Below are 17337 nucleotides of genomic sequence, written 5' to 3'. Positions count from 1 at the left end.
GCGAACAGGCCACTCCATAGCCACTTGGAGATTGAGGGCGTAGAAAGTGCGTAAATCTCTAGGGGTGATAAGCTCAAACAAAGTCATATTTATTTAACTTGATCTCCTTTTGATATTTCTATCACCGTTGGCGTTCATCTTTAAGACAACGTCGTGTATCCTGGCAAACTACGAATTAATTCGGAAATTTGCCTTAATAAATTCGTCCAATGGGTAGATCGTCAGCATCGTTAAAACTGTTCTGCATACTGCTTTGTCATCTTCAAAAGGTGGCTGATATTGCGTAGCTGTTGGTCGCGAGTTGCTTGCGTTTGATCATCATCCAAAACCAATGACTGATTGGTGACATCACAATCAATGCCCTCTTTCTCGATCAAGTAAACCGTATCAGCTAGATAAGTTAAAAATTGATATTGGGAATCAATATCTGTGTAGCTTTCTTTGGCTTTGTAAGTAATCTCATCAAAATAAGCACAGAGTGAACCCCAAAACTTAACACTGCTACTTGCTGTCGCTTTCATCTCACAAATATGACCAACACGTAGCTTGATGTCAGTGAAAAATCGCTTTATCTGGTGGGCGTATGTGCCTCTCTGCATTAGCACTATACCAGGGTTAATTAATGGGTTTTACCGAAAAATTTATGAATTAAATTCATTTCTTAAACGGCTCCGATTGAGCGTAATCTAATCCCACCCCAGGATTATGGTAATCCTTTTTATTCCGAACATGAAAATTTATATCAATGTATATTTTTTTGATATTAAGGGCTAAATTAGTTATTGCATATATTATTTTTGATATGGTAGTCTCACCAACCCATTCCGAACACACTTAATTCTTTGTAGAAAATGACCGTAAAAACGTTCAATGCCAGCAAAGGCACTATTGTCCTGTCTAACCACGGAGCAACGGTGTCGATGGCCATTAACCGCGCCGCTGTCGCGGTAGCGAACGTGTGTGTGAGTTAGGTGTTAGGGAGTGTAGATGAGGAGAAAGCCTTTATTGAGGACGCAGACGAAAAAGCGATACGAAATGAAATGCCTCGCTTTTCCATGTGTGCAGATGTGGTTAGACAACTAGACAAGGCACTGACCAATGGCAGTTCCAAAAACCAATAGAGCCTAATCATAGAGCTAATGGAAGCGCTACCACTAGATGGAACGGTCTACGAAATGGCACAACAAGTAGAGCTTATCCCGCACGATGAAATCTACATTGGATTTTTCGAGACTACCATCATTGACCGCATGCAAGGGCTAGGAATTATCACGTTATTAGGGGGCATGATGATGAGCGCCAAGCCGTCAAACTCAATGAGCGTGATGATTTTCTAGCAAGTTGGTCGGCGGGAGTTAATGAGGCTCGCAATGGCTCAGATCTGCATTATGCAGACTACAACAACAAATATGCGTTTACTGCCGGATACGAGCATTGGCATAACCGCAACAAAAAGGCGTTAAAGGGAAGACTTACGCATTACTCAACAAGTAGAGAGTATTTATGTCATGGATTTATTGACGAGGATACGGGTGAAATTTGGCATCAATAACAAAAGGTAACTAACTATGAATTTGGGTAATCTACTTCTAGCAATTCTTGAGCAGAGAACACAAACAGGCTATGACCTAACAAACCGAACAATGCCTGAATCAGGCGCATGGCAAGCCAGCCACCAGCAAGTGTACCGCGAACTCGGTCGCATGACGGAAAAGGGGTTAGTGTCTCACGAAATTGAAGCGCAAGACGGTAAACCAGATCGCAAAAAATACAGCATAACTCAAGGCGGCGAACGTGTTCTGAACCTTTTACGCAACGAATCTACATGCGATATCCTGTCTATCATTCGTAGTCCGGCATCAGTGATGCTGGAAATCGGCAGCGAGACTTACTTCAAGTCGTACATTGAAAAACTCAATCAAGAAATCACTCAACTCAAAGAGAAGTTGAACGCGCACCAGAAAGAGAAAGGTGTGTTCTGTGACAACTTCACACTGCATGTAGAACGCGACATTGATGTGCGCAAAGCAGAGCTTAAGTTTGCCGAACGTTCACTATCTATGATCACTTCCTCAAACATTGCTACGGAGAATGCTGCGTGAAACCTCGCAAAGCCGTTTATCTTTTAGTTGACTCGCCAGCGCTTAAACGAGCCAAAGAGTGTTTAACTCGAAATCAGCCTTGGGACTACGAGGGTAAGCTCATGAAGATCGTCAGCTTGGGGTAACGGATGCGTAACGATGAAGGCAAGCCATGCCATGCCATCGGGTTTTGATTGAGAGTTACTTTTGATAGGTACAAAAAAACCGCGAATAAACGCGGTTTTTTTGCGGCTGGCCTTAGCAAACAGTTCGAATCAGCAAATTCGAGTTACCAGCCTTTTCATGTTCCACCAGCAAATGTGAAACAAGAGCAAGCAAATAGTAGGTGTTTTTAATGGCTTTGACAATAGCAGAGAAACTTCAAAGACAACGAGAGAAGCAAAAACAATCAATGGAACGTCGCATGCGTATGTATTACCCTTGTGTTATTATCACCACAATATTCCGAGCATTAATTAATATAAATACTATTAATAGGGCTAAAAAGCTTGGTTGATGGTGTTAAAATTACCAAGACTCCTCATCTTAAAAAGCGCACTTAGAGGTCACAACATGGCACGAATGCGCATAGCTGTACTTACTCTATCATCTGGCCAGCCACGGCTTATGCTTGCTGGTGTGAATGATGGTCAACTCCATATCATCGAATGCCAGCAATTAGAGCGTTCATTGATGAGTCTTAAGCTGACTTTGCCCGAGAAGTTAGAAAAGCTCAAAAAAAACGGTTTTATTGTGCTGGTGGACGAGGTTACTCCCTACTTTTCGAAGTATGGGCGCACCGTTCGCTTGTTCGAACTGGACGCAAAAGGCAGACCGATCATTGTGTCGGCAATGGAAGCCTATAACTATCTCACATCCCTAAATGCTATCACCTACCCTCCTAACGCTGGTGGTCGCTTCGAAGTGTCGCCGTCCATCGTAGAAGAAGTGCGGGGAACGGATGGTAAACCCACGTACAACATTGACTGGTCAGAACTACGTCCTGATACCTACGCGCTCATGTTTGTGGTCTATGCAGCTACACAAGATAGTATTGGCGACACGGTAACACTTAAGAGCTTGTTTGGCTTGTTACGCAAGCCTAAGAAAGAGCCAGAAATGGCCTCGCGCGCAATGGGATTATTCAAGGCCAAAACGGGGCTAATCGCAGACGGTAATTATCGAATGGGAGGTGCTAATGAGTAAGTTATCCCGCCTCTCAACAGAGAACATCGAGGACGACATTCTACGGGCGCATTTCTTTGCGAAAGTCATGGAATACGTCAACCGTTCGGGCAATACCGAGCTGTTTGAGTACACCATTCGACTTGATGAAACCTACCGTGCCGATCTGGCCTCTTATCGTGCCTATGGCACGGTTGAGCTTGATTGGCTAGTGAGTCTGGTTTGTGACGTAGATGACCCAATGAATCCGCTACCCGTTGGCCAAACTATCAAGCTGCCACCAGCAGCGTGGGTACGCCGCTCTATGCGTCAATTCATGGACGAAATGGGGCTGTAACCTATGCCGAAGAAGTTTGTAGCGGAAAAACGGGATAACGGCTCATTTGCCAGCCTTGGCCTCAATGAAAAGCAGTTCAACCAGCTATTCAACAAAATTGAACAGGCGCAAAAGAGGAACCGCCGCAATGCTAAGCGAACACTGACCGCCTCAACGCTAGCCAAGCCAACTAATACAGCATTAAAGGCGCTAGGCGAAAAGGCTAAAGGGCAACGGTTTACCAAAGAAGACCTAATCAAGTTCGACAAGGCTCGCCAGCGACACAAAGAGGTCTATGACAGCAAGACAGCGGGTATTACCTATGCCTTTTTGGTGAAGAACTCGCGTCAAATGGACGTAGACCGTGCTAACAACCGTGTCGATGACGGTACGGGCATTCACAAGGCCACGTTGATCGGTATTAAGAACAATGTCGCGCTTATTCGTGTCCGAGCCTCAAGCGTGTCTAGGCATGAAGAACACCGAGTAAAGGTGCGTTTTGAGCAGTGGGATGAACTACTACACGAATCGCCTAATGGGGATTACAACCAAGCGGTGCAACTGGCGTGTGCTGGCCGTATTTCCTTTGATTGCGACTGCGGACGTCACCAGTATTGGTATCGATACTTGGCCACTATGGGTAACTACTGTATAGCACCGCCTAAAGAGTTTGCATTCCCGAAAATCCGAAACCCTGAATTGTCCGGTGTGGCATGTAAACACGTTCTCAAGGCGGCAACCATGCTGCAATCGCTGGCATGGCAACGCATCTTGGCCAACCAAATGAAACAGCAAGCGCGCCGTGTTGGTTTTGGCTCAGATAACAAAACGTACTTGCTCAACGAGAACGAGAAGAAAGCTGCCGCACGTAACCGTAAAACGGTGGTGGATAAGGCCGCCGCTACGCGCGAACACGCGAAGTATCTACGCGCTCAGAAAGCAGTGGAAAAACAGATCGCCAAACAGAAACGGGAAAGCGAAACCATCAAGCGCCAAGCGCGCAAACTGCGTAAGGAGTCCAACGAGAAGAAAGGTTATATCGATATGATTAAGGTCGGCTTCCAGAACTTCCATGACGGCTACAAGCTGCAAGGAAAGACTAAGAGTGAAGCTCTGACCAACTTCGCAAAAATGATGAACGTAACACCAAGCAGATTAGAGAGAATCATCAAATGAGTGACGCAGTTAAACCTGTAGTAAGAAAGGCTCGATACCAAGGCCATGTGCCCTTTAACCGTGTTTTAAGGGATGATTGGATTAAGGCCATCAAACTATCACCTGATCACTTTGAAGCGTCCCTGTATCGTCCTATTGAGCCAGAACTGGAACCAACGGATGATAATTACCAAAGCGAGTCAGTGCTAGAGCTAGAAACCAACCAAGACACGCTTACTTATCGTGAGCCAGAGCTGGTGGCTTTATTAGCTTGTCCAGATGAGCAAGAGAACTTTTTCATGATGGACGATGGCGACGAAAACCTTGGCGAGTCCTTAGAGCCGCTAATGCTGCGTATTGCTTCGCACCATGTTCCTGTTGGTAGTGTACTGGAATGGGATGAAGAAAACGCCGAGGGATTACGAACCGTGTGGTGGTACGTACATAAAGCCGTTGGCTATGGCACAGCGAATGTGGGCGTGATTTATATCTGCATACCAATGCGTGATTTTAACAAATTACTTAAGTAGAAAATTCACCACATAATGCAGCACCATCTTTAATGGCTAGGGTGCTCCCTGCGAAAGAGCAGAGAGGGGAATACAACATCTTAATACATAACATTTGCGATGTTATTTAATTTTCTATCCAATAAAGCAATGGGGATTGGACGACTTAAATAGAACCCTTGAACTAGCTCACAATCTAACTCTTCTAGAACACACAACTGTTCAAGGGTCTCTACCCCTTCAGCAACGACTTGAATACCAAATCCCTTTGCGATGTTGACTATGCCGGAAGTGATCGCTCTTGAGCGATAATCAATAGCGATGTTTTTAATGAAGCTTCGATCTATTTTTATTTCATCGACATCCAACTTATTGAATATTGCAAATGAGGTATAGCCAACACCGAAGTCATCAATAGAGAACCTCACACCAGATTTCTTGAGTTCCTTGACTAAACTTGCGCATTGTTCAACATCGTTTAACGTTGCTGTCTCTGTTATTTCTAAGCAGAGGTATTGTGCAAAATCAAGGTCTTTTTTTAAGTAATTTTCGATACGATGCATATCTTCAATGCTATTTAGCTCAGTAGCAGAAAGGTTCACTGATACCTCTTGAATGGCTCGTCCTAGAAGCTGCGTTTCTCTAAGTTGCTTTGATGCTTGCTTGAGGACTAGTTCTGTTAGAGCACTGCAGAGATTGTTCTCTTCTGCCAGTGTGATAAATACTGCAGGAGATATATCTCCATATTCGGGGTGTTTCCATCGAGAGAGCACTTCAACTCCAGCGACTCTCTTATCTTTAAGGCAATACTTTGGTTGAAATACAATCTGTATTTGGCCTTCTCGTATTGCGTTACGTAAGTCTGAAGTCATCTGTTGTCTCTGGAGCTCATGTTTAGCGAGCTCTTTGTCGTGGTAGCGGATAGTGTTTTTCGTGATCTTTGCTTGAGCAAGTGCATATTTAGCTGACGACATGAGCTGCTTTACACTTTCCCCATCAAATGGATAAAGCGCAACACCGATGGAGCATGTCAAATCAATACCATGACGTTTTGAGTTCTGCTTAAACTGCCTTTGAATAAGTGCTAAGTGCATATCAACTTGACTTTCGCTTTCCATACGAATCAAACAAGCAAATCCATCAGAATGCACCCTTGAAGAGAAAAGTGGAGAAACGGTAGAAGAGTTAATCGATTGTGCGATATCTTTTAGAAACAGATTACTCTTTACAAAACCGATTCGGTCGGAAACGGGCTTAAAATTGTCTATATCGAGAAGAAATAAAACATAATGTTCATCCTTTTTTGTATTACGAAACTTTTGTTCCAAATAGCGAAAAAAGACGTAGGGGCTATGTAAACCGGTTACATAGTCAATGTCATTGGCTCGTTCAATATACCTGTTGTTCTTTTTTATCAGCCCCCATAGCAAGAAAGAGGTGATCACAACAAATAGCATTCCTTTTAGTGACTGAACCGAGGTGTATACTTGTTGATTGTTAGATAGGAGCTCTACCGCTTTGTCTGAGAACAATACCCACATTGACGCGAATGCAAAGTAGGACAAAACGAGCTTAGCGGAGCTGAGAAAGTTTTTTTTCATATAAACCACAAAATACACGTGTACTGCCCAAGGTTAAGAGCATACTTAAATAAGTAAACTATCACCACATTGCATATCAAGCTAGCAATATATCAATTAGATTTTCAAAACAACATATTAAACACATGCTTTTACGGATTAAGTTGACGTTTCGTCGTAACAAGAACCTCTAATTGCCCCCATCCTAATATTGTTCAGGTCTAGAGCTTAGTTGCTGTATGTTTACCATCTATGTTGCTTATATGAGTTTCAAGAAATATATAAGATAATAAGGAAGTTGCATATCAAACATGGCTGAACTGTCAAATCTGTTCAAACTGGATTTAATCGATTTACAGTTACGAGTAGAATCACTTTTAATAGACCAATGGATGACTTAATTTATGGAATACCTGGGTGAATCAAAGCGGCTGAGAGATAAGTTAAATTTAAGACAACTGATACTATTTTTAAGCATCTTTAGTATGATGGTCACCCTTCTAAACGCTTTTTACTCCATATATCATGTTCAACGTGAACTAACTGTCACTAACACCATTGAATCCAATCGTGTTTATGCTGAAAAAATGGCCAGAATGACGGACACTTTCATTGAATCAGCACTATCACAATTGGAGTACAGCGCACTTATGCTTAGAAGCAAGGTGCGAGATACAGATGAGTTGCAACAAGAAGTGGATCGGTTGAGGCTCCAAACCAATGCCTTTAACTCTGTAGTCATCGTCAATGCGAAGGGAATTATTGTTGCCGTTTCACCTGAAGCAATACAAGTGAAAGGTGTCCAATTAACAAGTGAAAGTTCGCTACAATCATTGAAAGCTAAGTCTCCAATCGTGACTGATCCCTTCGTATCTCCTGCAGGTAATTATCTGATAAGTATTTCCCACCCTATTTTCTCCGAACAAAAAGAGTATTTAGGATATGTCAGTGGCTCTATTTATCTCGATAAGAAGAACATGTTAATGAGCATACTTGGGCAACATAGCTATAGAGATGGGTCATACCTCTACGTTGTGGATAAGAATCAGACATTGATCTATCACCCTGATCGGCAAAGAGTGGGAGAAGTCATTGTTAATAATGACGCGATAAATGATGTTATTCAGGGAAATAAAGGTGGTAAAGCCATCATTAACTCCAAGGGTATTGATATGCTTACTGGGTACGCACCAGTTAATGCTTCAGGTTGGGGGATAGTTGCACAGAAATCAGAAGGCTTAACTTTTTCTGTACTTAACGACCAAATGTGGGATGTGCTTGTAGAAACTTTTCCAATTGGAGCCATCACGCTTTTAGTTATTTGGATATCTGCGGCTTTTATCTCAAAACCGTTGTGGCAGCTAGCTAATGTAGTCAAAAGCTTTGAAAACCGTACTTCTGCTATACGAGACTTAAATGAAGTTAAACCTTGGTATTTTGAAGCTTCACATCTAAAGTGTTCATTTCTCAGCGCATTCAACATTGTATCCAACACCATTGACCAACTGCATATCGATACTTTAACGGATTCAATGACTGGGCTGTTAAACCGTCGAGGTTTAGATAAAGCCATTGATAACTTGCGTATACAAAACACTCCATTTTCTGTACTCGCTCTGGATGTTGACTATTTCAAAAAAGTCAATGATACCTTTGGCCATGATGCCGGTGATGCCTTACTTGTCAGTGTGGCAAATATTATCAAGGCTCAGGCGAGAGAGATGGATATTGTCTGCCGCTCTGGCGGAGAGGAGTTTATGGTCTTTTTAGTTAAAACTGACATACGTCAAGCTGAATACGTTGCTGAGAGAATCCGAAAAGCCATTGATTCAAACGAGTTTGATGTTGTAGGTCACGTGACTATTTCTATCGGCATGTCTCAATGGTTTGCAGAAAGAGAACCGATCAACGCTATTCTTAAAGGTGCTGATGATGCGCTTTACCAGGCAAAACATAACGGTAGAAATAGAACTGAGGTGCATAAGGTCAACTGACTCGATCAATTTAATGTGTCATTTACTTTAGGTTCGTTGTAACTTAATTCAGACTTAGCGAACATATAAAGTTCACAACTTCAAGATACCTTTACTCTTAAAATTCAAGTGTATTAGGTTGAGCTGTCTCATAAGAATTTTTTTGTCAAGTCAAGCAAGCGAAACTTGTTACCAAGCTTCGTCTATCTCGTAATCCAGCATGTAAGTAGTCTCGATGTAAAAAACATAATCTTTTACAGGTTAGCTCATTTCTCGTTCCTCAAGTTGCGAGTAGTAAGAAATGCTATCTGCTTCTAAAGCTTTATTTTACTGGATTGAGCTCGAACCCAATTTTAAGAGTAAGTAACGTAATATTGCAGCACCTTAATTATAAACATCAAACGCATAATGAAATTGCCGCGTGAGCCGAATCATTCTTGAGCGATTGATTTTACGAACAAAACAAACCTTAGCAATATGATTTATATGAACTTATCTCGCTCATCCAAACATTCATCTGAAGCCATTTCAAACTCGCGACATATCCAAGGACGATTTTCATAAATTTTGCACATTAAACTGTCTCTATCTAAAGCAGCACACCAACCATCACTTAGACGCAGCATTGACTCACTACCATACTGATCACGTTTTATATACTGTTCTGGGACTCCCGTATCAGAAATGATCATTACCTCCAGTCGGCAACAGCATGCTTTACAGTTAGAGCAAGATATTTTTGAGGGATAAGTCGGTGTAGAAAAGGTGGGTATGTTCATAAGTAGCTACATTTTGGTTAATTACACATAATACCGTAATTTAGTACAAACTACTTACTTCTGATGTTCGCTATCTTGTGGATCATAATGCCCTGTTAAGGTATCAACGACGCTAATACCTTAGTTAAACAATTGTGCCATAAACACTAAACTGGCTTGGGGTGAAAGCGCCAAGCGTTACGAAGCCATCTCGAACAGTTTGTTAGCAGATTTATCAAAGCGATCCTATTTATTGTTTCCACCTTGCTTACCAAAAGCAGGCTTCAAATCATATGATATTGCATCTTCAATGAGCTGAAGGATCTCTATTGGAACATCATATTCAAGAATTCGAACCTCATAATTACCATCGAACCATTTATACATGTGTAATGAGTACGTTTTGTCAGGACAATAAATCAGATGTTGTCTTAACCTTTTTCGTAAACCAGTAGTTGAGGAACCGACATATAGAACATGTGATGGGGTATTTACTTTGCTACATGCTTTAAGCTTTTTCCGCTTAAAATCTACGAATGATTCAAACGTACTATCTGCGCATCCGCCAACCTCTTTGATGATATAAATCCCTTTATCAAGGTCTGGAATTTCATTAAAGCTAGAAACCCTAAAATCAGATTTAGGTTTGGCTGCTTTAGCTGTTTCACAGGTTCTAATTAATCTATCCAAGTATTCCATTACTGTCGTTTCTATCCTATTCTGCTAACGCCCTGTTGAGATGATGAGGTGCACGTACACCACCTTAAACACTAATTGCAACGCCACGCGTTGCGAATTTCTCTTAAATAGTTGTTATGTGCGTACTGTTTGTAGCAATTGCTCTGATAGTTCAGAAAATTGTTCAATTAACCAAGTTGAGCCATCATTCATATTGCACTCAAACTCATCTATAAGTGTTAACTCTCGGGAATTTAGGTCTTGCTTAGCTACATTTTCAATTGGGTAATGCTCTATATCCCAGCCCCTTTTTTGAGCATTAGCTAACACAAGGTGAACGTATCGGTATTTCAAGTTACCTTGTGATTGAAGAGAGCCATCTCTTTTTAACACCGGTCGTCGAGACTTTCCTTCGAGAATCTTTACCACGTTAGATTTGTACTCATTCAGTCTCGCTTTATTCGAAGCTTTACCAATATAACGAAACTCCTTTTGTTCAGCAGAGATCTTAATGAAATACAGATATGGTTGAGTGAGATCGATTTGCTTAGGATTTGTCCAATTAAACATTAAATCAGTCCTTGATAGTTTATTGTTGCCGACACCAAGATTAACAGACATGCTCATCTAAAGTTTGAGACTTTCGCCAAAACACATAACGCCTTGTTAAGGTGTGAGGCACGCAATACCTAAGCTTCCCATACCACCTTAACCACTGAAACAAACGCATAGTTAAAATGCCATGCGTTGCGAATCCCTCTTGAGCAGTTAGCCGCTCATTCCCAAAGGTTATTGCTTGCTCAATAGGAACTTACGTAAGTCTCTCTCAGCACGTATAACAAACAGAATAAATACTTTATCGCCGTCTTGTTTATAGAAAATACGGCATGGATTAACTACAACTTCACGATAACTTAGATGTGCTAGTTCAGGCGGAATGCGACCCGATTCAGGGAAAGCCTCTAAGCGCTCGACTTTAGAAAAGATCGCTTGAACCAATTGTTTTGCAGCTACGATATTTTCAAGTGCGATATATTCAGCGATATCATTGAGGTCAGATAACGCTGGCTCAGTCCAGATTATTTCAGCCATTTTGACATTTTGTCCTTGGCGTCATCGTGACTCACCACTTTACCGTCAGCTAATGCACGTTCACCTCGTGCAATCCCCTCCAGAATCGCCAAGCGATTTTGCATAAACTCGTAATCATCAACATCAACCAGATATGCCGATGGCTTACCATGTTCAGTAATTAACACTGGTTCTTTGGTGTCGTGGAGATCGGCGAGGATTTTAGTTGCTTGACGTTTAAGTGATGTAACTAGTTCTACTTTCATGAGAGCGGCTCCAAAGGAATACTAAAGTGATACTATTCTATCACTTTTAGTATAGCAAGCTCCATGACGGCTAACGCCGCGTTAAGTAGTGAGCAACGTAATACCGAAGCTTCCGCAAGCCACCTTAATCACTAAACTCAACGCATAGTGAAAATGCCACGCGTTGCGAATCCCTCTTGAACAGTTAGTTGCCCATCGTAAAGGCTAGCGCTAACATTTGTACACACACCAAAAAGGAATACATCATGGACACTAGAATTCAATTTCGTGTTGATGAAGAAACAAAACGCCTAGCTCAACAAATGGCTGAGAGCCAAGGTCGCACACTAAGTGATGCTTGCCGTGAACTTACTGAGCAACTCGCTGAACAACAAAGAAAAACATTATCTCACGATGCGTGGCTAACTGAACAAGTAAACCTAGCATTTGAGAAGTTTGACTCAGGAAAATCCGTTTTTGTTGAGCACCAAAATGCTCAATCTCGAATGGAAGAACGCAAAGCCAGAATTCGTAATCGAGGTAAGCAGTGATTTTATGGGAAGAGAGTCACTTAATGATCGTGAAAAGATCTTTGAGTTTATCTATGACTTTAACCCTGATGCGGCAGAAAAAACTGACAACCCCATTGAAGCAAAGGTAGAAAACTTGCTAGAGCAGTCTCTTATGGGTGTACAGCGAGACGGTGTTCGTGGACGATTACTTATAATTCCTGAGATTTCGATGATCGTCTCCTATTGGATCGAAGGCGACATTATCCGAATCATGCGCGTACTCCACCAGAAACAAAAATTTCCTATGGATTGATTGCTTCCTCTGAGGAACTAACACCCTGTTAAGGTTTGAGCAACGCAATACCGATGCCAAAGAAACCACCTTAATCACAAAACCAACGCATAGCAAAAATGCCACGCGTGCCGAATCACTCTTAAATGTTTGTTAGATGCCAGATCGCTAAACCTGATTTAGTAGTGGTAACGACACGAAATTATCGTTATCGCTTGATCATCGACTGCGTAAACAAGCCTATTAGTGTCATCAATACGGCGAGACCAAAAACCAGATAAGTTCTCTTTTAACGGCTCTGGTTTGCCGATGCCCTCAAATGGAGAGCGTTTAACATCATTGATGAGTTTATTGATGCGCTTGAGTGTTTTCTTGTCTTGAGTTTGCCAATACAGGTAGTCATCCCAAGCGTCATCAGTCCACGACAGTAAACGTTGACTACTACTCATCAATTAACTCTTGTGCTGTTGTTTTACCGGCACGGTACTGTGCAATCGAACGATTTAGGTGTTCAGCGTTTTGAGGAGAGCGTAGTAAGTGAACTGTCTCCATAAGGCTATTGTAGTAGTCTAAAGACATAACCACTGCATCTTCAGAATCACGGCGTGTAATAACTGTTGTATCAGCATCATTAACTACACCGTCTAAAACAGCTTTAAGACTATTTCTAGCTTCAGTAAAAGATACGATTCTCATAAGAACCTCCACATGTACGTTTTATGGAACAAGTATAGTCTTCACCACTCTACTTGTACAGTAAATTGAACATGCGATATTGATAAGGAAACTAACGCCGCATTAAGGTGTGAGCGGCGCTTGGCTATACTTGAGCGAAGCGAAACTGGCAAGCGTTGCGAATCACTCTTGAATGCTTTGTTATGTGAATTTTTACTCGTACGTCTTACCTTTGTGCTTTAACCAACCGTGCGGGTGTCTATTGTTTGGGTCATGGTGTGTCCAGTGCATAACACCACCTTTTTTATTCCATTCATATTCACCGTAAAACTGAACTCGATCGCCCACTTTTAGGTTTGGAATTCTAGGAGCTAAATCAATATTGTGAGCAACAAGTAAGGTCTGTTTACTGTCCAACTTTAAAATAAACTTTTGATGCCTACTTCCTTCGTTGTCATCACGTAGCAAGCGACTTACTGTGCCTGAGCCTTGAACTTGAACATCACTTTGATGATTATCATATGCTGTTTTTAACTGATGATCATTAGCTTGAGCACCAATCGAGGCTAGACAAAAGAGAGCTATAAATATAGCGATAAACTTCTTCATATAGTCAATTTCTCCAATTCACATAACGCCCTGTTCTTACGAATCCCCTCATAATTTCTATATAAAACAATGAGTAGACGCACATCGCTCATTCTGATCTAATGAATTTCGCCAAAAACACACCTGATTAAATGGATTTAATAGGGAGCCCTAACGATGCGCGACATTCAAATTCTACAGCAAACGATTGAGAATCAATGCCCTGAAATTCACAAAAAACGACTTAGATCTCTGATACTTGCAACCAAAACGGTTCTGGATGGCTCTGATCTAACACTCACTAAAATTGGAAGAGCTCTCGACACTGATACCACCGTGAAACATGCCATCAAGCGTATCGACCGACTACTTGGTAATCGCAATCTACACCGTGAAAAAGAGTCCATATATAAATGGCATGCCTCCTTTATTACCCGTGCTAATCCTTTTCCCGTGGTCCTGGTTGATTGGTCTGATGTTCGAGAGCAACTGCGCTATATAACATTACGCGCTTCGGTATCTGTTAAAGGACGCGCCGTCACGCTTTATGAGCAGGCATTTGAGTACAAAAACTATAACTCACCGAAGAGCCATCAGCACTTTCTCGATAAGCTTCAGTCTTTGCTCCCAGAAGGTTGCACATCTATCATTGTCTCCGACGCAGGCTTTAGAAATACTTGGTTTCGGCAAGTCGCCAACAAAGGTTGGTTCTGGCTTGGACGTGTACGTGGCGAAGTCTCGATTAAATGTGGTGAACACTCTTGGCAATGGAATAAAGCGTTTTACCCTCAAGCAACAGATAAGCCGCAGTTTTTAGGGGAAAGCCAACTGGCTAAACGCTCACCGCTTAAGTGCTTTGCTTACTTATACAAGAGTCATCCCAAAGGCAGAAAAGCCCATCGACACAGCCGAACGTGCCAAAAACACTCGGCAGGAAAAGTGTTCCACAAAGGAGCCTTGGCTTCTGGTCACGAACATCCCCAATCATGTACTTAACAGCATTAGAGTAACCCGTTTGTACGCCAAAAGAATGCAAATTGAAGAGTCATTCCGAGATCTAAAAAGCCCAGCCTACGGGTTGGCGCTCCGTCATAATCGAACACGTTGCACCAAACGCATTGATATCTTATTGCTTATGGCATTGATGGCCGAAATCATCATGTGGTGGAATGGCTTAATCGCCATGCAGGCCAATTGGCATTACGACTTCCAAGCCAACACCATCAAGCATCGTCGGGTGCTCTCAATTCCTAGGCTTGGTAAGGAAGTACGTTGTCATCGGAGGTACCGAATACAAGAGTCCCAATATCACTGGGCAATGGTGGAATATCAGCGCCTAACGCATACCTGTGGGTTGGGAGAATTATGAGGGGATCCGCCAGCGCCCTGTTAAGGTGTGAGCAACGCAATACTGAAGCGCCCGCACAACACCTTAAACACAAAACGCAACACATAGTAAAAATGCCACGCGTTGCGAGTCACTCTTAAACAGTTTGTTATATGCGTTTTTTAGCTTCAATGATATCAGCAACATACAGGTTACTACTATTATTTGCCACATTCGTTTTCTCGCTAAAGAAACCTTTGATAATACGAAACTTTCTTTCAGTACTATGGACAGAACCAATATTGGGTAACCAAGGCTTCATAAGAGTTAAAGTTGCTTCCATTAAGTTAGAAATTTCGTCAGCAGCTTTGTTTTTTAAAACGTAACGATTTAATAGAAGTTCACGATCTGACTGTTCAAAGTACCCGCTATCGTAAACAACAAAGCGAGATTCATGTGCAGTCGTTTTTATGAGTAGTAACTTGTCATCATTTTCAGGGTTAAGTGTTCTACCATCGACAACCTTAAACTCGATGCCCTTTTCAGCGCACAACGTAAAATTACTAGGCTCACGATAAATACGCTCCAATGATTGCAAATTATTGGATATTTTTAGCAGATTTACTGAATCCAAATGCGATGAGAACTTGAGAAACACAGCATCACCACTAATTTCATCAAACAAATTGCGTACTTCATTTGTTAGCTTGAATATCTGAAATCCCAAGTAGCTTTGATTTGCTACATGATTTTTTAATTCACGTTGCTCAAGTTTTACTATCCCTAAGATATTATCGAGAGTATTTGTGTCAAGGTTGTACCCATATATGACTTTTTTAATGAAATACAGGTAGTTAAAAATGCACCCTGCCAATTGACGCTTTATATGCTCATGAATATAACCCTGCTCTTTTCTGAGCACCTGCTGACGAATAACGTCATAAAAAAGATAAGCTACAAAGAAAAATACGCCGTTGGATGCCACTGAAGTTAGGACAGAGCTGAAATCTTCACTTTTCACAAACTCAGCACCAAGAAAGCACAGAACAGTCGCTACACCCAAACTCAAATATGGTAAAAATCTAAGCCAATACATTCATCTCGATTCCTAATATTGATGCCAAAGCATATAACGCCCTGTTAAGGTGTGAGCAACGCAATGCCGATGCCACCGCATACCACCTTAACCACTGACCGCAACGCATAGTAAAAATGCCACGCGTTGCGAATCACTCTTAAACAGTTTGTTATACGTAATCTTTATACGTGGCTTGTTACTTTCTCTAGATAAGGCTCTAACTTTCTAGGTACAACAGCATAGGAACCCCATTCATCTAACATTACATATGGTTTTTTGCTTTCGTCCCATTTAACTGAACCGAAAAACATAACGTAACGCCCTATACTATCAGCACCAAAACTTCGACGTTCATCAAGTTCATTTTTTGTATAGATGTACATGAACTTGCTACCATGACATTGTATTTTTGTGCGATTACTAAAGGTTTGGTAGTGAAAACCTTTCATTTTACCGTAAAAGAGCTGCGGCTCCTCGCTGATATCTCTGCGCAACATTTGCGTATTGTACAGCAAGTCCTTTAACGGCAAGGTAACTTGTTTGCCTGGCAAAGAGAAACCGACATTCAACAAAGAATCTAAGTTCCAGCAAATATATTGCACTGTTTCTATGTTTGAACCTACCTTTACCTTATTTCCATTGTGGCGAGGGATCGCCTCTTCGGTTATTTCACCTTCAGGGTCGTGATTAATGCCATTATAAGTGATTTTTTTATCACCTTTCATATACTCTTCAGGAGGTAGTTTTGCCCATTCTTTAACGCGTTTGAACTGACCATCTTCCTCTGTCTCACTTGTCAGTTCGTCATTGACATAGTTAAAGCCATCTTGCTGAGTAGTGTGATACGCGCATGGAATGTGCTTAAAGCTTGGGAGGTGTCGGAAGTGTGCTGTTTTAGCATTTTTAGACACGTTCTTTTTCGAAGGGTTTCTAGATAAAGGAGTAAAACACTTGGGGCAAAAGATGGAACCATGCATGTATTGTTCGTATTCTTCAGGTGTAACTTCAGAAGCTCCTATTTTTAAGAGCCTTTCGTCTATCCCGTAAGTCCATTTAGGGTTATAAATCGCATAAGTAATACTATAGTTGCCCATCACAACATCACTCATAAACTAAAGTTATTAGAACTTACCACCAATAAGCAACTTGTTGAATTAAAAATAACAATTATTGAGACTTGCGATTACGTATAACGCGCAGTTAAGGGGTGAGCAACGCAATACTGAAGCCGCCACATACCGCCTTAATCACTTAAACCAACGCATAGTGAAAATGCCACGCGTTGTGAATCCCTCTTGAACAGTTTGTTAGGCT

At 41.6% G+C, this 17337-nt stretch carries 23 protein-coding genes; 11 read left to right on the top strand and 12 right to left on the bottom strand.

The genetic code is table 11. From position 1 onward, the window contains the following. Positions 1–230: 230 nt before the first annotated feature. A complete protein-coding gene (locus L3V37_RS17700; protein ID WP_213867177.1) occupies positions 231–599 on the bottom strand; it encodes a hypothetical protein in 369 nt (122 codons plus the stop codon). A 540-nt stretch (positions 600–1139) separates the two neighbouring features. Here L3V37_RS17700 and L3V37_RS17695 point away from each other — a divergent pair. The 6 genes from L3V37_RS17695 (at position 1140) to L3V37_RS17670 (ending at position 5267) form a co-directional block, all read left to right on the top strand. Next, positions 1140–1337 carry a hypothetical protein gene (locus L3V37_RS17695; RefSeq protein ID WP_237306688.1) on the top strand — a complete coding sequence of 66 codons (198 nt, stop codon included), beginning with the start codon at positions 1140–1142 and terminating at the stop codon, positions 1335–1337. Positions 1338–1568: 231 nt separating this feature from the next. Beyond that, positions 1569–2102: a PadR family transcriptional regulator gene (locus tag L3V37_RS17690; RefSeq protein WP_017634104.1), complete on the top strand. Its 534-nt coding sequence runs from the start codon at positions 1569–1571 to the stop codon at positions 2100–2102. A 552-nt stretch (positions 2103–2654) separates the two neighbouring features. Further along, complete coding sequence (locus L3V37_RS17685; RefSeq protein ID WP_171343411.1) at positions 2655–3287, top strand: hypothetical protein; 633 nt, start codon at positions 2655–2657, stop codon at positions 3285–3287. Next, positions 3280–3603, top strand: coding sequence for a baseplate protein (locus L3V37_RS17680; protein WP_171343412.1), 324 nt, complete (start codon positions 3280–3282; stop codon positions 3601–3603). Before L3V37_RS17685 ends, L3V37_RS17680 begins: the two co-directional genes overlap by 8 nt. A gap of 3 nt (positions 3604–3606) precedes the next feature. Further along, positions 3607–4758, top strand: a complete 1152-nt coding sequence (locus tag L3V37_RS17675; protein ID WP_171343413.1) for a phage tail protein — start codon at positions 3607–3609, stop codon at positions 4756–4758. Further along, complete coding sequence (locus L3V37_RS17670) at positions 4755–5267, top strand: hypothetical protein (protein ID WP_017634110.1); 513 nt, start codon at positions 4755–4757, stop codon at positions 5265–5267. Before L3V37_RS17675 ends, L3V37_RS17670 begins: the two co-directional genes overlap by 4 nt. Before the next feature lie 80 nt (positions 5268–5347). On the opposite strand, the gene L3V37_RS17665 is transcribed toward L3V37_RS17670, so the two are convergent. Beyond that, positions 5348–6847, bottom strand: a complete 1500-nt coding sequence (locus L3V37_RS17665; RefSeq protein ID WP_017634111.1) for a bifunctional diguanylate cyclase/phosphodiesterase — start codon at positions 6845–6847, stop codon at positions 5348–5350. A gap of 410 nt (positions 6848–7257) precedes the next feature. On the opposite strand from L3V37_RS17665, the gene L3V37_RS17660 reads away from it, so the two are divergent. Continuing rightward, entirely contained in the window at positions 7258–8820 is a 1563-nt protein-coding gene (locus L3V37_RS17660) for a sensor domain-containing diguanylate cyclase (protein ID WP_025998574.1), read from the top strand. Positions 8821–9281: 461 nt separating this feature from the next. On the opposite strand, the gene L3V37_RS17655 is transcribed toward L3V37_RS17660, so the two are convergent. The 5 genes from L3V37_RS17655 to L3V37_RS17630 form a co-directional block, all read right to left on the bottom strand. Next, entirely contained in the window at positions 9282–9578 is a 297-nt protein-coding gene (locus L3V37_RS17655) for a YkgJ family cysteine cluster protein (protein ID WP_031812801.1), read from the bottom strand. A 225-nt stretch (positions 9579–9803) separates the two neighbouring features. Then, positions 9804–10256: a GIY-YIG nuclease family protein gene (locus L3V37_RS17650; protein ID WP_054579183.1), complete on the bottom strand. Its 453-nt coding sequence runs from the start codon at positions 10254–10256 to the stop codon at positions 9804–9806. 114 nt (positions 10257–10370) lie between these two features. Next, positions 10371–10805, bottom strand: a complete 435-nt coding sequence (locus L3V37_RS17645; protein WP_017634115.1) for a hypothetical protein — start codon at positions 10803–10805, stop codon at positions 10371–10373. Between the two features lie 219 nt (positions 10806–11024). Continuing rightward, the gene (locus tag L3V37_RS17635) at positions 11025–11327 is read right to left on the bottom strand and encodes a type II toxin-antitoxin system RelE/ParE family toxin (RefSeq protein WP_182033403.1); all 303 of its coding nucleotides are present in this window, start codon (positions 11325–11327) and stop codon (positions 11025–11027) included. After that, the gene (locus L3V37_RS17630) at positions 11315–11572 is read right to left on the bottom strand and encodes a type II toxin-antitoxin system Phd/YefM family antitoxin (RefSeq protein WP_017634117.1); all 258 of its coding nucleotides are present in this window, start codon (positions 11570–11572) and stop codon (positions 11315–11317) included. The genes L3V37_RS17635 and L3V37_RS17630 overlap by 13 nt, the downstream gene beginning before the upstream one ends. A 245-nt stretch (positions 11573–11817) precedes the next feature. Between L3V37_RS17630 and L3V37_RS17620 the strand changes: the two genes are divergently transcribed. Further along, complete coding sequence (locus L3V37_RS17620; protein ID WP_136976191.1) at positions 11818–12102, top strand: type II toxin-antitoxin system RelB/DinJ family antitoxin; 285 nt, start codon at positions 11818–11820, stop codon at positions 12100–12102. Between the two features lie 4 nt (positions 12103–12106). Beyond that, complete coding sequence (locus L3V37_RS17615) at positions 12107–12376, top strand: type II toxin-antitoxin system RelE/ParE family toxin (RefSeq protein WP_193837865.1); 270 nt, start codon at positions 12107–12109, stop codon at positions 12374–12376. 158 nt (positions 12377–12534) lie between these two features. On the opposite strand, the gene L3V37_RS17610 is transcribed toward L3V37_RS17615, so the two are convergent. The 3 genes from L3V37_RS17610 to L3V37_RS17600 form a co-directional block, all read right to left on the bottom strand. Further along, positions 12535–12804, bottom strand: coding sequence for a Txe/YoeB family addiction module toxin (locus tag L3V37_RS17610; RefSeq protein WP_005464459.1), 270 nt, complete (start codon positions 12802–12804; stop codon positions 12535–12537). After that, positions 12797–13051, bottom strand: coding sequence for a type II toxin-antitoxin system Phd/YefM family antitoxin (locus L3V37_RS17605; RefSeq protein ID WP_017634119.1), 255 nt, complete (start codon positions 13049–13051; stop codon positions 12797–12799). Before L3V37_RS17605 ends, L3V37_RS17610 begins: the two co-directional genes overlap by 8 nt. 192 nt (positions 13052–13243) lie before the next feature. Next, complete coding sequence (locus L3V37_RS17600; protein WP_017634120.1) at positions 13244–13639, bottom strand: DUF3465 domain-containing protein; 396 nt, start codon at positions 13637–13639, stop codon at positions 13244–13246. 156 nt (positions 13640–13795) lie between these two features. On the opposite strand from L3V37_RS17600, the gene L3V37_RS17595 reads away from it, so the two are divergent. Both L3V37_RS17595 and L3V37_RS24235 read left to right on the top strand, forming a co-directional pair. Next, positions 13796–14614 (top strand): IS4 family transposase, encoded by an 819-nt coding sequence (locus L3V37_RS17595; RefSeq protein ID WP_346014764.1) that lies wholly within the window; start codon positions 13796–13798, stop codon positions 14612–14614. Then, positions 14496–14987, top strand: coding sequence for a transposase (locus L3V37_RS24235; RefSeq protein WP_346014765.1), 492 nt, complete (start codon positions 14496–14498; stop codon positions 14985–14987). The genes L3V37_RS17595 and L3V37_RS24235 overlap by 119 nt, the downstream gene beginning before the upstream one ends. A 127-nt stretch (positions 14988–15114) precedes the next feature. Here the strand turns inward: L3V37_RS24235 and L3V37_RS17585 are convergent, their stop codons facing one another. Together L3V37_RS17585 and L3V37_RS17575 are read right to left on the bottom strand one after the other, a co-directional pair. Further along, a complete protein-coding gene (locus L3V37_RS17585) occupies positions 15115–16041 on the bottom strand; it encodes a hypothetical protein (RefSeq protein WP_213892761.1) in 927 nt (308 codons plus the stop codon). Between the two features lie 164 nt (positions 16042–16205). Continuing rightward, positions 16206–17120: a hypothetical protein gene (locus L3V37_RS17575; protein ID WP_213892759.1), complete on the bottom strand. Its 915-nt coding sequence runs from the start codon at positions 17118–17120 to the stop codon at positions 16206–16208. Between the last annotated feature and the right edge of the window lie 217 nt (positions 17121–17337).

Source organism: Vibrio sp. D54, assembly GCF_021728075.1.
Taxonomy (GTDB): Bacteria; Pseudomonadota; Gammaproteobacteria; order Enterobacterales; family Vibrionaceae; genus Vibrio; species Vibrio alginolyticus.
Note: the sequence above shows the minus strand (reverse complement) of the source record. Positions and strands in the feature narration are given on the sequence as shown.

Bases quoted from the DNA above. Each gene is read 5' to 3' on its own strand.
- L3V37_RS17595 (WP_346014764.1), top strand. From the start codon at position 13,796: ATGCGCGACATTCAAATTCTACAGCAAACGATTGAGAATCAATGCCCT.
- L3V37_RS17700 (WP_213867177.1), bottom strand. From the start codon at position 599: ATGCAGAGAGGCACATACGCCCACCAGATAAAGCGATTTTTCACTGAC.
- L3V37_RS17680 (WP_171343412.1), top strand. From the start codon at position 3,280: ATGAGTAAGTTATCCCGCCTCTCAACAGAGAACATCGAGGACGACATT.
- L3V37_RS17685 (WP_171343411.1), top strand. From the start codon at position 2,655: ATGGCACGAATGCGCATAGCTGTACTTACTCTATCATCTGGCCAGCCA.
- L3V37_RS17620 (WP_136976191.1), top strand. From the start codon at position 11,818: ATGGACACTAGAATTCAATTTCGTGTTGATGAAGAAACAAAACGCCTA.
- L3V37_RS17585 (WP_213892761.1), bottom strand. From the start codon at position 16,041: ATGTATTGGCTTAGATTTTTACCATATTTGAGTTTGGGTGTAGCGACT.
- L3V37_RS17605 (WP_017634119.1), bottom strand. From the start codon at position 13,051: ATGAGAATCGTATCTTTTACTGAAGCTAGAAATAGTCTTAAAGCTGTT.
- L3V37_RS17650 (WP_054579183.1), bottom strand. From the start codon at position 10,256: ATGGAATACTTGGATAGATTAATTAGAACCTGTGAAACAGCTAAAGCA.
- L3V37_RS17635 (WP_182033403.1), bottom strand. From the start codon at position 11,327: ATGGCTGAAATAATCTGGACTGAGCCAGCGTTATCTGACCTCAATGAT.
- L3V37_RS17675 (WP_171343413.1), top strand. From the start codon at position 3,607: ATGCCGAAGAAGTTTGTAGCGGAAAAACGGGATAACGGCTCATTTGCC.
- L3V37_RS17600 (WP_017634120.1), bottom strand. From the start codon at position 13,639: ATGAAGAAGTTTATCGCTATATTTATAGCTCTCTTTTGTCTAGCCTCG.
- L3V37_RS17690 (WP_017634104.1), top strand. From the start codon at position 1,569: ATGAATTTGGGTAATCTACTTCTAGCAATTCTTGAGCAGAGAACACAA.
- L3V37_RS17670 (WP_017634110.1), top strand. From the start codon at position 4,755: ATGAGTGACGCAGTTAAACCTGTAGTAAGAAAGGCTCGATACCAAGGC.
- L3V37_RS17630 (WP_017634117.1), bottom strand. From the start codon at position 11,572: ATGAAAGTAGAACTAGTTACATCACTTAAACGTCAAGCAACTAAAATC.
- L3V37_RS17645 (WP_017634115.1), bottom strand. From the start codon at position 10,805: ATGTTTAATTGGACAAATCCTAAGCAAATCGATCTCACTCAACCATAT.
- L3V37_RS17665 (WP_017634111.1), bottom strand. From the start codon at position 6,847: ATGAAAAAAAACTTTCTCAGCTCCGCTAAGCTCGTTTTGTCCTACTTT.
- L3V37_RS17610 (WP_005464459.1), bottom strand. From the start codon at position 12,804: ATGAGTAGTAGTCAACGTTTACTGTCGTGGACTGATGACGCTTGGGAT.
- L3V37_RS17615 (WP_193837865.1), top strand. From the start codon at position 12,107: ATGGGAAGAGAGTCACTTAATGATCGTGAAAAGATCTTTGAGTTTATC.
- L3V37_RS17695 (WP_237306688.1), top strand. From the start codon at position 1,140: ATGGAAGCGCTACCACTAGATGGAACGGTCTACGAAATGGCACAACAA.
- L3V37_RS17655 (WP_031812801.1), bottom strand. From the start codon at position 9,578: ATGAACATACCCACCTTTTCTACACCGACTTATCCCTCAAAAATATCT.